Source organism: Paraburkholderia sp. A1RI_3L (assembly GCF_048957895.1).
Lineage (GTDB): Bacteria > Pseudomonadota > Gammaproteobacteria > Burkholderiales > Burkholderiaceae > Paraburkholderia > Paraburkholderia kururiensis.
On record NZ_JARCHA010000003.1, the window covers coordinates 456,768 to 470,909 of the forward strand.

Genomic DNA, 14,142 nt, shown 5'->3' on the forward strand with positions numbered 1-14,142 from the left:
GCTCGTGCCGCGACGCCTTTTCAATTCGCGCGTCCTGTCCATTGCGGGGCGCGTGCGGCGTAAATGGGTCTTTTGATGCAATCCGAACCGCAAGTCCAATCCTGCAGCCAGATTTCGTCGTCGGAACCGATCGTGGGCGGCCACGCGGCACGTCGTAAATCACAGGCCGTGCACGTGCGCTGGGGCGGCCAGCTCGTGACGATCGGCGGTGATGCGCCGGTGCGCGTGCAGTCGATGACGAACACCGACACCGCCGATGCCATCGGCACGGCCATCCAGATCAAGGAACTCGCCCAGGCCGGTTCCGAACTCGTGCGCATCACGGTCAACACGCCGGAAGCAGCGGCGGCCGTGCCGGCCATCCGCGAGCAGCTCGACCGCATGGGCGTGACTGTGCCGCTCGTGGGCGACTTCCATTACAACGGTCATCTGCTGCTGCGCGACTACCCCGGCTGCGCGGAGGCGCTGTCGAAGTACCGCATCAATCCGGGCAACGTCGGGCAGGGTGCCAAGCGCGACACCCAGTTCGCCCAGATGATCGAGGCAGCCGTCAAGTACGACAAGCCGGTGCGCATCGGCGTGAACTGGGGCAGCCTCGACCAGGATCTGCTCGCGCGAATGATGGACGAGAACGGCGCGCGCGCTGAGCCGTGGGACGCGCAGAGCGTGATGTACGAAGCGCTGATCCGGTCCGCCATCGGCTCGGCCGAGCGCGCAGTGGAACTCGGCTTGGGTCGCGACCGCATCGTGCTGTCGTGCAAGGTGAGCGGCGTGCAGGACCTGATCGCCGTGTACCAGGAACTCGCGCGCCGTTGCGATTTCGCGCTGCACCTCGGGCTCACCGAGGCGGGCATGGGTTCGAAGGGCATTGTGGCCTCCACGGCCGCGCTGTCGGTGCTGCTGCAACAGGGCATCGGCGACACGATCCGCATTTCGCTCACGCCGGAGCCGGGCGCCTCGCGCACGGGCGAAGTGGTGGTAGGTCAGGAAATCCTGCAGACCATGGGTCTGCGCTCGTTCACGCCGATGGTGATTGCATGCCCGGGCTGCGGTCGCACCACGAGCACGCTGTTCCAGGAACTGGCCTCGCAGATCCAGACGTACCTGCGCACGCAGATGCCGGTGTGGCGCGACAAGTACCCCGGTGTCGAAGAAATGCACGTGGCCGTGATGGGCTGCATCGTGAACGGACCGGGCGAATCGAAGCACGCGAACATCGGCATCAGCCTGCCGGGGTCGGGCGAGAACCCGGCCGCGCCGGTGTTCATCGACGGCGAGAAGGTCAAGACGCTGCGCGGCGAACACATCGCGCAGGAGTTCCAGCAGATCGTGAGCGATTACGTCGAGCGCACCTATGGTCGTGCCGCCGCGCTCAACTGAATAAACGTCTACGCAGACAGATGACAGAACAGAAAAGAAAGCTCGAGAAGCTGGCCGGTGTGAAAGGCATGAACGACGTCTTGCCGCAGGACGCCGGTCTGTGGGAATTTTTCGAATCGACCGTGAAGTCGATGCTCCGTTCGTACGGATACCAGAACATCCGCACGCCGATTGTCGAGCATACGCAGCTCTTCACGCGCGGTATTGGCGAAGTGACCGATATCGTCGAAAAGGAGATGTACAGCTTCACCGACGCGCTCAACGGCGAGAACCTCACGCTGCGTCCCGAGAACACGGCCGCGGTCGTGCGTTCGGCCATCGAGCATAACCTGCTGTACGACGGTCCGAAGCGGCTGTGGTACATCGGGCCGATGTTCCGCCACGAGCGTCCGCAGCGTGGCCGCTACCGGCAGTTTCATCAGGTGGGTATCGAAGCGCTTGGCTTCGCCGGCCCCGATGCCGACGCCGAAATCATCCTCATGTGCCAGCGGCTGTGGGATGACCTCGGCCTGACCGGCATTCGCCTGGAACTCAATTCGCTGGGCCTCGCGCACGAGCGGGCCGCCCATCGCGTCGAGTTGATCGCGTACCTCGAACAGCACAAGGACGTGCTCGACGAAGACGCGAAACGGCGTCTCTATACGAATCCGCTGCGCGTGCTGGACACGAAGAATCCGGCACTGCAGGAAATTGCGCAGAACGCGCCGAAGCTGATCGATTTTCTCGGCGAGGAGTCGCGCGCGCATTTCGATGGGTTACAGCGCATCCTCAAGGCGAACAACATTCCGTTCACGATCAATCCGCGTCTCGTGCGCGGGCTCGATTACTACAATCTCACGGTTTTCGAGTGGATCACCGACAAGCTGGGCGCCCAAGGCACGGTTGCCGCGGGCGGCCGCTACGACCCGCTGATCGAGCAACTGGGCGGCAAGCCGACCGGTGCATGCGGCTGGGCGATGGGCGTTGAACGGATTCTGGAGCTTCTCAAAGAAGAGGACCTCGTGCCCGAGGACGAAGGCTGTGACGTCTACGTCGTGCATCAGGGCGAACCGGCGCGCGCGCAGGCGTTCGTCATTGCGGAGCGTCTGCGCGACACGGGTCTCGACGTCATCCTGCATTGCAGCGCCGACGGCCAGTCCGCGAGCTTCAAGTCGCAGATGAAACGGGCGGATGCCAGCGGTGCGGCGTTCGCCGTGATTCTCGGCGAAGACGAGATCGCAAACGGTACAGCCGGTGTCAAAGCGCTGCGCGCCGCGGCTCAGCAAGACGGTAAGGGAGAGCAGCAAACGGTGCCGGTCGAAGACTTGACCGAATTTCTAATCGGTGCCATGGTTGCAACCGCCGAAGACGGCGAGGACTGATCGCGGGATCGCGCGACAACAAAAGCACGCACGCAATAAAGAGGAAATCGCTTCGCGATGAGTTATCACGACGAACAGGAATCGATCGAAAGCCTGAAGGCATGGTGGGCGCAATGGGGTAATGCGACCACGTGGGTGGTGCTGGTGGTGCTGCTCGCCGCTGCGGCCTGGAACGGCTGGAATTTCTGGCAGCGTCGCCAGGCGGCTCAGGCCGCCGTGCTGTACGACCAGGTGCAGCAGGCGGTTCAGTCGGGCGACAAGGCGACGGTCGGCCGCATCGCCTCCGACATGGAGGACCGCTACGGCAGCACGGCCTACGCGCAGATGACAGCGCTGGAAGCAGCCAGGGCGCTCTACACGGCAGGCGACACAGCGGGCGCGAAGGCACAACTCCAGTGGACCATCGACCACGCGAAGGACGACGAATTCCGCCAGATCGCGAAGCTGCGTCTCGCGTCGCTGCTGCTCGACGAGAAAGCCTACGATCAGGGCCTCGCGTTGCTCGCAACACCGGAATCCGACGCATTCAAGGGCGTGGTGGCCGACGGCCGGGGCGACCTGCTCGCTGCCGCCGGCAAGCGTGACGATGCGCGGGCGGCGTACAAGCTCGCGCTCGACTCGCTGCCCCAGAGCGATACCTCGTCGCGTCAGCTGATCCAGTTCAAGCTGGACGCGCTTGGCGGCTGAGTCCGTCACACGAGAGCGGCGGTCAGAACCGCTTCATTTGATTAATTTCCATACATGTTTCGTCCACCGATGAATCTGCTGAAACGATACGCTGTGCCCGTTGCCTGCGCGATGACTGTCCTTACGATGGCGGCCTGCTCATCGACGAAAGACGAGCGCCGCGTGCCCACGCCACTCACGGACTTCAAGCCCGTGCTCGAAGTGCAACAGGCGTGGAAGGCAAGCGTCGGCAAGAGCGGACGTTACCTGTTCTCGCCGGTCGCGGTGGGTGACGCGGTCTATGCCGCGGGCACGAATGGCTCGGTTGCCAAGTTCGATGGCAAGACCGGCAAAGAAATCTGGCACACGAAGGTGGACAGCAACCTGTCCGCAGGCGTGGGCAGCGACGGCACGCTGACGGCTGTGGGCGCGCTGAAGGGCCAGGTCTACGTGCTCGGAGCAGAGGGCAAGCTGCTCTGGAAGGCGACCGCGCCGGGCGAAATCATTTCGCCGCCGCTCGTCGGCAACGGTTTCGTCGTGGTGCGCACGGTCGACGGCCAGATCACCGCGTTCAATGCCGAAACGGGCGAGCAGAAGTGGGTGTATCGCAACCGTGCCGTGCCGCTTAACCTGCGCGTGTCGGCCGGCATGACGTTCGCGGGCAATGCCGCGGTGCTGGCGGGCTTCCCGGGCGGCACGTTTGCGGCCATTAACCTGCAGACGGGCGACGCCTTCTGGGAAACGCCGGTTTCGTATCCGAAGGGCGTGACGGAAGTCGAACGCATCAACGATGTGACGGGCGCGCCGACGCTCGTGGGCGCGGCGACCTGCGCCGTGACGTTCCAGGGCCAGCTTGGTTGCTTCGATGCGAACTCCGGCCATCCAATCTGGGAAAAGCCGTTCTCGAGCACGAGCGGCATCGCGCAGGACGACCGCGTGGTCGTGGGCGGCGACGACTGGTCGGTGGTGGACGCGTTCGACGCATCGAGCGGCGCACTGCTGTGGCGCAGCGACAAGCTCAAGAACCGCGAGGTCAGCGTGCCGTACCTGCTCGGCCATGCGGCGGTGGTGGGCGACTACCAGGGTTACGTGCACTTCCTGTCGCGTGACGACGGCAGCCTGATCGCCCGCGTGAAGACGGACGGCAGCCCGATCACGGCGGCCCCGGTTCTAGCCGGCGACACGCTAGTCGTCCAGACGCACGACGGCGACCTGTACGGGTTCCGTCCGCGCTGATTCTCGAGTCTTTCGTGTCTTGCGCCCGCCCGCAACACACGTCTCTTCTCTTCAAGGCCGGCGGCCGACGAAGGCTGGAAACAAGAGCGGGGCGAGCGGTATCGACGAGACGATTGCCCTCGTCCTCAGGCGCCCCGACGTAAGCCGCGGTTTGCCTACATCGAAATGCGAACATGCGGGCCGGTCTCATACCGGCCCGGCGTGTTTTTCGTACTGCACGATCGGCGGTTTGCCGGGCAACGCCCGATCGCGCCCGGATCGTGATAATTTGCATCAAGTGCGGCCGCGCGGCTGCACAGCGTGACCTTGCCGTGCCGGTTCGGCGGCCGGTGCAGCGCTTCACCGTGAACGACATCAGATGAAACCCGTAATCGCCCTCGTTGGGCGCCCCAATGTGGGGAAATCCACCCTGTTCAACCGGCTCACGCGTTCGCGCGACGCACTTGTCGCGGACCTGCCGGGCCTCACGCGCGACCGTCACTACGGCGAAGGGCGGGCGGGCGATCGTCCGTACCTGGTCGTGGACACGGGCGGCTTCGAGCCGATCGCCAAGGACGGCATTCTCCACGAGATGGCCCGGCAAACGCGCCAGGCCGTGGAAGAGGCCGACGTCGTCGTGTTCATCGTGGACGGCCGCAATGGTCTCGCGCCGCAGGACAAGAACATCGCCGACTATTTGCGCAAGACCGGCCGGCCGATTTTCCTCGTCATCAACAAGGCCGAGGGCATGAAGTACAGCGCGGTGGCTGCTGACTTCTACGAACTGGGGCTCGGCGACCCGCGTGCCATCTCGGCGGCGCATGGCGACGGCGTGACGGAAATGATCAACGAGGCGCTCGGCGTCGCGTACGCGGGATACCCCGAAGAAACGGAAGAAGAGAAGGAAGCGCACGGCGTCAAGATCGCGATCGTGGGGCGCCCGAATGTGGGCAAGTCCACGCTCGTCAACACGCTGATCGGCGAAGATCGCGTGATTGCGTTCGACATGCCAGGCACGACACGCGACTCCATCTACGTCGACTTCGAACGGCAGGGCAAGAAGTACACGCTCATCGACACCGCTGGTTTGCGCCGTCGCGGCAAGGTGTTCGAGGCCATCGAAAAATTCTCGGTGGTGAAGACGTTGCAGTCCATCGCCGACGCCAACGTTGTGATCCTGTTGCTGGACGCGCGCCAGGACATCTCGGACCAGGACGCGCACATCGCGGGCTTCGTTGTGGAGCAGGGTCGCGCGCTCGTGGTGGGCGTGAACAAGTGGGACGGGCTCGACGAGCATGTGCGAGAGCGCACGAAGCACACCTTGCAGCGCAAGCTAAAATTTCTCGAGTTTGCGAAGTTCCACTTCATTTCGGCTACCGAGAATTTCGGCATCGGCGCATTGATGCGTTCTGTGGATGCTGCCTACGCGGCCGCGATGTCGAAGCTGCCCACACCGAAACTCACGCGTGCTCTCATCGACGCCGTGGAGTTCCAGCAGCCGCGCCGCCGCGGGCCGGTGCGTCCGAAACTGCGCTACGCACACCAGGGGGGACAGAACCCGCCCATCATCGTGATTCACGGCAACGCCCTCGACGCGGTCACCGATACGTACAAGCGGTACCTCGAAAATCGCTTCCGGGAAACTTTCGCGCTAACCGGGACTCCATTGCGCATAGAGTTCCGATCGTCCAAGAACCCGTACACCGACAAAGGCTGAGACCCATGTGTGGCACGGGTTTGGCCGGATGGCCGGGACTCGCGCCGAAATGAAAATCGGCTATAGTGTAGCGATTGGCGGCGAATTTCTTTTTCCTCGCCGTCAATCTGGACAACCTGCAAAAAAATACGGAGTTTGCTATGAGCAACAAAGGGCAATTGTTACAAGACCCGTTTTTGAACGCACTGCGTAAAGAGCATGTGCCGGTTTCGATCTATCTCGTCAACGGCATCAAGCTTCAAGGGAACATCGAATCGTTCGACCAGTACGTTGTGTTGCTCCGGAACACGGTGACCCAGATGGTGTACAAGCACGCCATCTCGACGGTCGTGCCTGCGCGCCCCGTGAATTTCCACCCGGATACCGAATCCACCTGATCCCCGTCGCGGCCGGCGCAGCGTCGCCAGTCGGCGACACGAACCGGCCGTTTCTATTTTGACATCCTCCAATTTGATCAACGCAGCGCTCGTCGGCATCGACTTCGGCAAGATCGATTTCGAAGCCAGCCTCGAAGAACTCAGCCTGCTCGCGCAAAGCGCGGGCGCCCATCCCGCCGTTACACTCACCGGTCGCCGTTCCAGTCCCGATGCCGCCATGTTCGTCGGCAGCGGTAAGGCGGAAGAGTTGCGCCTCGCGTGCGAGGCGAACGACGTCGAAATCGTCATCTTCAATCACGCGCTCGCGCCTGCGCAGCAGCGTAATCTGGAGCGAACGCTTAACCGGCGTGTGGTGGACCGCACGAGCCTCATTCTCGACATCTTCGCGCAACGCGCCCGCAGCCACGAAGGCAAGCTGCAGGTCGAACTTGCACAGTTGCAGTATCTGTCTACGCGGCTCATTCGAGCGTGGACCCACCTCGAGCGCCAGAAGGGCGGTATCGGTCTGCGCGGCCCCGGTGAGACGCAGCTCGAAACCGACCGTCGCCTCATCGGCGAGCGCATCAAGATGTTGCAGTCGCGTCTTGCGAAGCTGCGCCGTCAGCATGGCACGCAACGCCGGCAGCGAGAGCGCAACCGCACCATGTCGGTATCGCTCGTGGGCTACACGAACGCGGGCAAGTCGACGTTGTTCAATGCGCTGACGAAGGCACAGGCCTACGCGGCAAACCAGCTCTTTGCCACGCTCGACACCACCTCGCGCCGCGTCTATTTGGGCGACGAGGTGGGGCAGGTGGTGGTTTCCGACACGGTAGGGTTCATTCGCGAACTGCCTCACCAGCTCGTGGCGGCGTTTCGCGCCACGCTCGAAGAAACGGTTCACGCTGACTTGCTGCTTCACGTCGTCGACGCGTCGAGTGCTGTGCGGCTCGACCAGATCGAACAGGTGAACGGCGTGCTGCACGACATCGGTGCGGACTCCATCCGCCAGGTGCTCGTGTTCAACAAGATCGACGCGGTGCCTGAGCTGGCGGCCCGCGGCAGTGCTGTCGAGCGTGATGAGTATGGTAATATTTCGCGCGTCTTTTTGAGCGCGCGCACGGGCCAGGGGCTCGATGCATTGCGCGCCGCCATCGCAGAAATCGCTACTGCCGAATATCTTTCGGACGAAGTGCGTGACGTACGAGGCGTACATGACGTACTTGACGTACGTAATGAGCCACAAGACGGGCCGCAACACGAGTGGCCCGTGGCACCGCACGATTCCCGCAAGGTCCCGGAACACGGGCACTGACTCGCTCCCGTCCGCATGAACACGCAACGACCCGCTGTCTACACTGGCGAACGAACACAGGTGAACGATTACAAGAAGCGGATTGGCTGGCTGCGATCACGTGGCATTTTTTCGCTGAACGATCCCCGCTGGGGACGCGGCGAGGGCAATGGTGGCGGTCAGCGTTCGGACGAATCGCGCCGTCCGCAGAATGGCAAGAACGGCGGTGACGGCCCTCCCGATCTCGACGAAATGTGGCGCGACTTCAACCGGCGTCTGTCGGGGCTGTTCGGCCGTAAAGGATCCGGCGGGCCTGGGCTGGGCGAGCGTCGGCCCGATAACGGCCGCGGTGCGCGCATTGGCGTGGGCATCGTCATCGGCGTGCTGCTTGCGGTGTACCTTGGCAGCGGCGTGTTCGTCGTGCAGGAAGGGCAGGCCGCCGTGGTGCTCCAGTTCGGCCAGTATCGCTACACGGCGCAGCAGGGCGTGCACTGGCGGCTTCCGTATCCGTTCGAAACGCACGAGACCGTCAACGTCGGGCAGATCCGTTCGGTCGAGATCGGCCGCAGCAATGTGGTGCGTCAGGCCAACGTCAAGGACGCGTCCATGCTTACCCGTGACGGCGACATCCTCGACTTGCGCTTCGTCGTCCAGTATCAGATCCGCCAACCCAACGACTATCTCTTCCAGAGCGCTGATCCCGATCTGAGCGTGACGCAGGCGGCGCAGGCGGCCGTGCGCGAAATCGTGGGTGCGCGCAGCACCAGCGACGTGCTCTATCAGGATCGCGAAGCGATTCGCCAGCAGCTGACCGATTCCATCCAGCGGTCGCTGGATGCGTACAAGACCGGTCTGGCAGTGGTCGGCGTGACGATCCAGGGTGTTCAGCCGCCGGAGCAGGTGCAGTCCGCGTTCGACGACGCCGCGAAGGCCCGTCAGGACCGCGAGCGCGCGAAGCGCGACGCGAAGGCCTACGCTGACCAGCTGCTCCCGCGTGCCCAGGCTGACGCTGCACGCATGATCGACGATGCGAAGGCTTACAGCGACCGCGTCGTTGCCGAAGCGCAAGGCGACGCCGACCGCTTCACGCAGGTCTACGAACAGTACGCGAAGGCGCCTGCGGTGATTCGCGAACGTCTGTATCTGGACACCATGCAGCACATCTACTCGAACACGACGAAGGTGTTCGTCGACAGCAAATCGGGCAACAACGTGATCTATTTGCCGCTCGACAAGATCGTCGACGAAACGCGCCGCCGGGCGGCGGAAGCCGCGTCGGCTTCGTCCGGAGCCGCGGCGATGCAGGCCGCGCCGGCCCCTGCCGCGTCGGCTGCCTCTTCGGCCTCTGCACCTGCGCCGGCCAGCGCCGCCAGTCCGGCGGCCGCGTCGGACGACGCACTGCGCTCGCGCGACGCGTTCCGCAGCCGCGGCCGCGAAGACGATCTGCAGTAAGGAGCGCCGACATGAATCGAATCATTGCGCTCGTCATCGCTATCGTCGTTGTATTGCTCGTGGCGTCGTCCACGGTATTCGTGGTCGATCCGCGCCACGTGGTCGTGGTCTCGGGCCGTGGCGGCGGCGTGCCGGCCGTCGTCGGCGCGGGGCTGCACGTGAAGTTGCCACCTCCGTTGCAGACGGCGACGTGGATCGATACGCGCGTGCGCAGTTTCGATGCGCCCGATGCCGACAAATACACGACGTCCGACAAGACCGACCTGCTCGTGAATCCCGTCATCAGGTATCGCGTGAGCGAGCCGCTCAAGCTGTTCGCCGCGACGAAGGGCGACACGCAGACGCTCACGGACCGTCTCGCTTCGCTGTCACGTGACGTGCTGGGCGACACGTTCTCGAAATACACGTTGACCGATGCACTCGCGAAGCAGCAGGACATCGCCGCCACGGCGCGCGACGAATTGCAGAAGGCGGCCGCGCCGCTGGGCGTCGATGTGCTCGACATCACGCTCACGCGCGTCGACTTTCCAGCTGCCATGGCCGACACCGTCTATAAGCGCATGATCGCGGCGCGCGAGCAGCAGGCGAGCGACGAGCGCGCACAAGGTGCATCTGAGGCCGAGCAGATCAAGGCTGACGCCGAGCGTCAGCAACAGGCGGTCGTGGCCGACGCATATCGCGAGGCGCAGTCGATCAAGGGCGAGGGGGACGGCAAGGCTGCGGCGATTGCGGCACAGGCATTCAGCCGCGACCCGCAGTTCTATCAGTTCTATCAGAGCATGCAGGCGTACCGGGCGAGCTTCAAGCCGAACGACGTCGTGGTCGTCGATTCGTCGAGCGAGTTTTTCCGCTTCATGCGTGGTCCCGGTGGTACCAGCCCTTCGGATACCCCCGCTCCCCCGCGCAAACACTAACGAACGCCGCGCATTGCACGCGGCGCCTTGCCCCCATGGACATAGCCGGCTCGTTGTTGCTCGCGATCGCCCTCATGCTGATCATCGAGGGCATGTTCCCGTTCGTGTTTCCGTCGGCGTGGCGTGACACGTTTCGTAGAATAGCGGAGCGTCCGGTGCATCACATTCGCATCGGCGGCCTGATCGTGATGGGGCTCGGGCTCGTGCTGCTGCTGATCGCCACGTAGGCTGTGCGGCAGTCGGAACGAACGCCCGAAGGCACGCCCAACGCACGCGATACGTGCCGTGATGCCGGCAAGGCGCCAGAGTGCTATCACTCCATTGCGCTGCCGTTTTAGCGGTACGCAAGCGCCGTTTTCAATGTTGTAGGACTCAACCGATGTCGACCTGGTTACTTCCCGAGAATATCGCCGACGTGCTGCCCGCCGAGGCGCGCAAGATCGAAGAGTTGCGGCGCCGCCTGCTGGACCGCTTCCGCTCGTATGGCTACGAGATGGTCATGCCGCCGCTGCTCGAATATATCGAGTCGCTTCTGACGGGCGCCGGCAGCGATCTGAACCTGCGCACGTTCAAGCTCGTGGACCAGTTGTCGGGCCGCACGCTGGGTCTGCGTGCCGACATGACGCCGCAGGTGGCACGCATCGATGCCCATTTGCTCAATCGCCAGGGCGTGACGCGGCTGTGCTACGCCGGAAACGTGCTGCATACGCGTCCCCGTGGGCTGCACGCGACGCGTGAGCAGATTCAGATCGGCGCGGAAATCTACGGTCATGGCGGCCTCGAGGCCGACGTCGAGATCCAGCAATTGATGCTGGACGCGCTGCGGCTTGCGGGCCTTGCGAAAGTGCGGCTCGACCTGTGCCATGCCGGTGTGCTCGCTGCACTGATGGACGGCCAACCGGCCGTGACGGCACTCGGCGAGACTTTGTATGAAGCGCTTGCGGGCAAAGACGTCCCGCGGCTTGCGGAACTCACCGCGTCGCTGGAGCCCGTGATGCGCGACGCACTGCGCGCATTGCCCATGCTGTACGGTGACGCATCGGTGCTCGCCGAAGCCCGCGCACGGCTGCCGCAGCGGCCCGAGATCGGGCGCGCGCTCGACGACCTCGAGTTCCTCGCGGGCCAGGTCGAAGGCGCCGAAGTCATGATCGATCTCGCTGACCTGCGCGGCTACGCGTATCACAGCGGCGTGATGTTCTCCGCGTATGTCGATGGTGTGCCGAATGCGGTGGCTCGCGGTGGCCGCTACGACCAGATCGGTCAGGCCTACGGGCGTGCCCGCGCCGCAACCGGTTTTTCGCTGGACCTGCGCGAAGTCGCGCGTGTCTCGCCAGTGGAGGCGCGCAGCAGTGCGATTCTCGCGCCGTGGCAGCACGGCGATGCGCTGCGGGCGAGTGTCGCCGCGCTGCGCGACGCAGGCGAAGTCGTGATTCAGGCGCTGCCCGGACACGAGCACGATCTCGACGAGTTCGCGTGCGACCGCGTGTTGGTCGAGCGCAACGGCGCCTGGGTCGTTGAAGCACGACCCTGAAGCACGGCCCTGAGGCGCGGCTCCGAACATTGTCTTCACGATCGGCGAAAGCTGGCGCTCGAAGTGGCGCGGGACGCTTTTGTCAGCGTCGAAGCGGGTTGTCCAATGGGCAGTCGGATCGCGCCATATCGTTGAGCGCAAAAGGAAAATTCGGGAAAAAACTCGGAACCCTGCGCGAACCCAGGTAAAATACGTTTTTAACCAGCTTACGAAACACCATGTCTGCCAGCGCAGTGAATGTGAATCCCGGGCGCAACGTCGTTGTCGTAGGGACCCAGTGGGGAGATGAGGGCAAAGGCAAGATCGTCGACTGGCTGACGGACCACGCTCAGGGCGTCGTGCGTTTCCAGGGCGGCCACAACGCGGGCCACACGCTCATCATCGGCGGCAAGAAAACCATCCTGCGTCTGATCCCGTCGGGCATCATGCGTCCCGGCGTGGCGTGCTACATCGGCAATGGTGTCGTGCTGTCGCCCGAAGCCCTGTTCAAGGAAATCGACGAACTCGAAAGCGCTGGCATCGACGTCGTAAAGCGTCTCTTCATTTCCGAAGCGGCCACGCTGATTCTCCCGTATCACATCGCAATCGACCAGGCACGTGAAGCGCGCCGCGGCGCCGGCAAGATCGGCACGACGGGGCGCGGCATCGGGCCGGCCTACGAAGACAAGGTGGGCCGCCGGGGGCTGCGCGTGCAAGACCTGTTCGAGCCCAAGGCCTTCGCGGATCGTCTGCGCGAAAACCTCGACTTCCACAATTTCGTGTTGACCCAGTACCTGGGTGCGCCCGCAGTCGACTTCCAGCAGACGCTCGATACGATGCTGAGCTATGCCGACCGTCTCGCGCCTATGGTGACGGACGTATCGCGCCGCCTCTACGACGAAAACCACGAAGGGCGCAATCTGCTGTTCGAAGGTGCGCAGGGTACGCTGCTCGACATCGATCACGGCACCTATCCGTTCGTCACTTCGAGCAACTGCGTGGCCGGTGCGGCCACTGCGGGTGCGGGCGTGGGTCCGCAAAAGCTGAACTACATTCTCGGCATCACGAAGGCGTATTGCACGCGTGTGGGTTCGGGCCCGTTCCCGAGCGAACTGTACGACGCCGACAATCCGGAGCGTCAGGAACAGGTGGGCGTGACGCTCGCCAACGTGGGCAAGGAATTCGGCTCGGTGACGGGTCGTCCGCGCCGTACGGGCTGGCTGGATGCCGCCGCGCTGCGCCGCTCCATCCAGATCAACGGCGTGTCCGGCCTGTGCATCACGAAGCTCGACGTGCTCGACGGCCTCGACGAGGTCAAGCTGTGCGTCGGCTACAAGATGGACGGTAAGGACGCGGACATCCTGCCGCGCGGCGCGTCCGAAGTCGCGCGTTGCGAACCGGTCTACGAAACCTTCGGCGGCTGGAAGGAAAGCACGATCGGCATTACGGAGTGGAACAAGCTGCCGGCCAACGCGCAGGCTTATCTGCAGCGCGTGCAGGAGGTGGCGGGCGTGCCAATCGACATGGTGTCCACCGGTCCCGATCGCGACGAAACGATCCTGCTGCGCCATCCGTTCAAGGTCTGACTGGCGAGGTACGGACATGATTCAGATGACGGATCCGCGCAACGACGACCGGAACCTGTGGGTCAACTGGGATGAGTACCACCGCCTGATCGAACTGCTGGCGCTCGCCGTCCATGACTCAGGCTGGAAGTTCGACAAGATCCTGTGTCTTGCGCGAGGCGGACTGCGCGTGGGTGATCAGCTGTCGCGCATCTACGATCTACCGCTCGCGATCCTCGCCACGAGTTCGTATCGCGAGGCGGCGGGCACACAGCAGGGCGACCTGGATATCGCCCAGTACATCACGATGACGCGTGGTGAGCTGTCGGGCAACGTGCTGCTGGTCGACGACCTCGTGGACTCCGGCGTGACGCTGGCACGCGTGCAGCAGCATCTGAAAGATCGCTATCCGGCGGTCGAGACGGTGCGTTCGGCGGTGCTCTGGTACAAGGCCTGCTCGAAGGTGAAGCCCGATTATTACGTGCAGCACCTGCCCACCAATCCGTGGATTCATCAGCCGTTCGAAGAGTGGGACACGGTCAGGCCGCACAACCTCGGCGCATGGATCAAGCGCGGCACGGGCAAGCAGCCGTAACGCCGCAAGTAGAGCGACACGTGAGCAACGGTCGCCAGGCTGACGATCGGCATGGCCGGCAAACTGCACGTGTCGCGAATCGAAACGGAGCCACTATCGGCTCCGTTTTTCATGCAA

13 protein-coding genes are annotated in these 14,142 nt (G+C 63.8%); all 13 read left to right on the top strand.

Annotated features, from left to right (window positions below; genetic code table 11):
- Nucleotides 1-63 precede the first annotated feature (63 nt).
- The 13 genes from ispG (at nucleotide 64) to PXJ20_RS11880 (ending at nucleotide 14,025) form a co-directional block, all read left to right on the top strand.
- Complete coding sequence (gene ispG / locus PXJ20_RS11820; protein WP_421030782.1) at nucleotides 64-1,380, top strand: flavodoxin-dependent (E)-4-hydroxy-3-methylbut-2-enyl-diphosphate synthase; 1,317 nt, start codon at nucleotides 64-66, stop codon at nucleotides 1,378-1,380.
- Between the two features lie 20 nt (nucleotides 1,381-1,400).
- On the top strand, nucleotides 1,401-2,741 hold the full coding sequence (gene hisS / locus PXJ20_RS11825) for a histidine--tRNA ligase (protein WP_277597824.1): 1,341 nt from the start codon (nucleotides 1,401-1,403) through the stop codon (nucleotides 2,739-2,741).
- Nucleotides 2,742-2,798: 57 nt separating this feature from the next.
- Nucleotides 2,799-3,428: a tetratricopeptide repeat protein gene (locus PXJ20_RS11830; RefSeq protein ID WP_421030783.1), complete on the top strand. Its 630-nt coding sequence runs from the start codon at nucleotides 2,799-2,801 to the stop codon at nucleotides 3,426-3,428.
- Between the two features lie 69 nt (nucleotides 3,429-3,497).
- The gene (gene bamB, locus PXJ20_RS11835) at nucleotides 3,498-4,643 is read left to right on the top strand and encodes an outer membrane protein assembly factor BamB (protein WP_026122096.1); all 1,146 of its coding nucleotides are present in this window, start codon (nucleotides 3,498-3,500) and stop codon (nucleotides 4,641-4,643) included.
- Between the two features lie 358 nt (nucleotides 4,644-5,001).
- Complete coding sequence (gene der, locus PXJ20_RS11840) at nucleotides 5,002-6,339, top strand: ribosome biogenesis GTPase Der (RefSeq protein ID WP_017778035.1); 1,338 nt, start codon at nucleotides 5,002-5,004, stop codon at nucleotides 6,337-6,339.
- Nucleotides 6,340-6,479: 140 nt separating this feature from the next.
- A complete protein-coding gene (gene hfq / locus PXJ20_RS11845; RefSeq protein ID WP_033352116.1) occupies nucleotides 6,480-6,716 on the top strand; it encodes an RNA chaperone Hfq in 237 nt (78 codons plus the stop codon).
- A gap of 58 nt (nucleotides 6,717-6,774) precedes the next feature.
- Complete coding sequence (hflX, locus tag PXJ20_RS11850) at nucleotides 6,775-8,010, top strand: GTPase HflX (RefSeq protein WP_421030784.1); 1,236 nt, start codon at nucleotides 6,775-6,777, stop codon at nucleotides 8,008-8,010.
- Nucleotides 8,011-8,070: 60 nt separating this feature from the next.
- Nucleotides 8,071-9,441, top strand: coding sequence for an FtsH protease activity modulator HflK (gene hflK / locus PXJ20_RS11855; RefSeq protein WP_421030785.1), 1,371 nt, complete (start codon nucleotides 8,071-8,073; stop codon nucleotides 9,439-9,441).
- Between the two features lie 11 nt (nucleotides 9,442-9,452).
- On the top strand, nucleotides 9,453-10,355 hold the full coding sequence (gene hflC, locus PXJ20_RS11860) for a protease modulator HflC (RefSeq protein ID WP_421030786.1): 903 nt from the start codon (nucleotides 9,453-9,455) through the stop codon (nucleotides 10,353-10,355).
- Between the two features lie 35 nt (nucleotides 10,356-10,390).
- Nucleotides 10,391-10,582, top strand: a complete 192-nt coding sequence (locus PXJ20_RS11865; RefSeq protein WP_017778040.1) for a DUF2065 domain-containing protein — start codon at nucleotides 10,391-10,393, stop codon at nucleotides 10,580-10,582.
- Nucleotides 10,583-10,734: 152 nt separating this feature from the next.
- The gene (locus PXJ20_RS11870) at nucleotides 10,735-11,886 is read left to right on the top strand and encodes an ATP phosphoribosyltransferase regulatory subunit (protein WP_421030787.1); all 1,152 of its coding nucleotides are present in this window, start codon (nucleotides 10,735-10,737) and stop codon (nucleotides 11,884-11,886) included.
- Nucleotides 11,887-12,104: 218 nt separating this feature from the next.
- Entirely contained in the window at nucleotides 12,105-13,451 is a 1,347-nt protein-coding gene (locus tag PXJ20_RS11875; RefSeq protein WP_017778042.1) for an adenylosuccinate synthase, read from the top strand.
- Between the two features lie 16 nt (nucleotides 13,452-13,467).
- Nucleotides 13,468-14,025, top strand: a complete 558-nt coding sequence (locus PXJ20_RS11880) for a phosphoribosyltransferase (RefSeq protein WP_017778043.1) — start codon at nucleotides 13,468-13,470, stop codon at nucleotides 14,023-14,025.
- The last annotated feature ends 117 nt before the right edge of the window (nucleotides 14,026-14,142 follow it).

Excerpts from the sequence above, each read along its gene's own strand:
- ispG (WP_421030782.1), top strand. The coding sequence starts at position 64 with ATGGGTCTTTTGATGCAATCCGAACCGCAAGTCCAATCCTGCAGCCAG.
- hisS (WP_277597824.1), top strand. The coding sequence starts at position 1,401 with ATGACAGAACAGAAAAGAAAGCTCGAGAAGCTGGCCGGTGTGAAAGGC.
- PXJ20_RS11830 (WP_421030783.1), top strand. The coding sequence starts at position 2,799 with ATGAGTTATCACGACGAACAGGAATCGATCGAAAGCCTGAAGGCATGG.
- bamB (WP_026122096.1), top strand. The coding sequence starts at position 3,498 with ATGAATCTGCTGAAACGATACGCTGTGCCCGTTGCCTGCGCGATGACT.
- der (WP_017778035.1), top strand. The coding sequence starts at position 5,002 with ATGAAACCCGTAATCGCCCTCGTTGGGCGCCCCAATGTGGGGAAATCC.
- hfq (WP_033352116.1), top strand. The coding sequence starts at position 6,480 with ATGAGCAACAAAGGGCAATTGTTACAAGACCCGTTTTTGAACGCACTG.
- hflC (WP_421030786.1), top strand. The coding sequence starts at position 9,453 with ATGAATCGAATCATTGCGCTCGTCATCGCTATCGTCGTTGTATTGCTC.
- PXJ20_RS11865 (WP_017778040.1), top strand. The coding sequence starts at position 10,391 with ATGGACATAGCCGGCTCGTTGTTGCTCGCGATCGCCCTCATGCTGATC.
- PXJ20_RS11870 (WP_421030787.1), top strand. The coding sequence starts at position 10,735 with ATGTCGACCTGGTTACTTCCCGAGAATATCGCCGACGTGCTGCCCGCC.
- PXJ20_RS11875 (WP_017778042.1), top strand. The coding sequence starts at position 12,105 with ATGTCTGCCAGCGCAGTGAATGTGAATCCCGGGCGCAACGTCGTTGTC.
- PXJ20_RS11880 (WP_017778043.1), top strand. The coding sequence starts at position 13,468 with ATGATTCAGATGACGGATCCGCGCAACGACGACCGGAACCTGTGGGTC.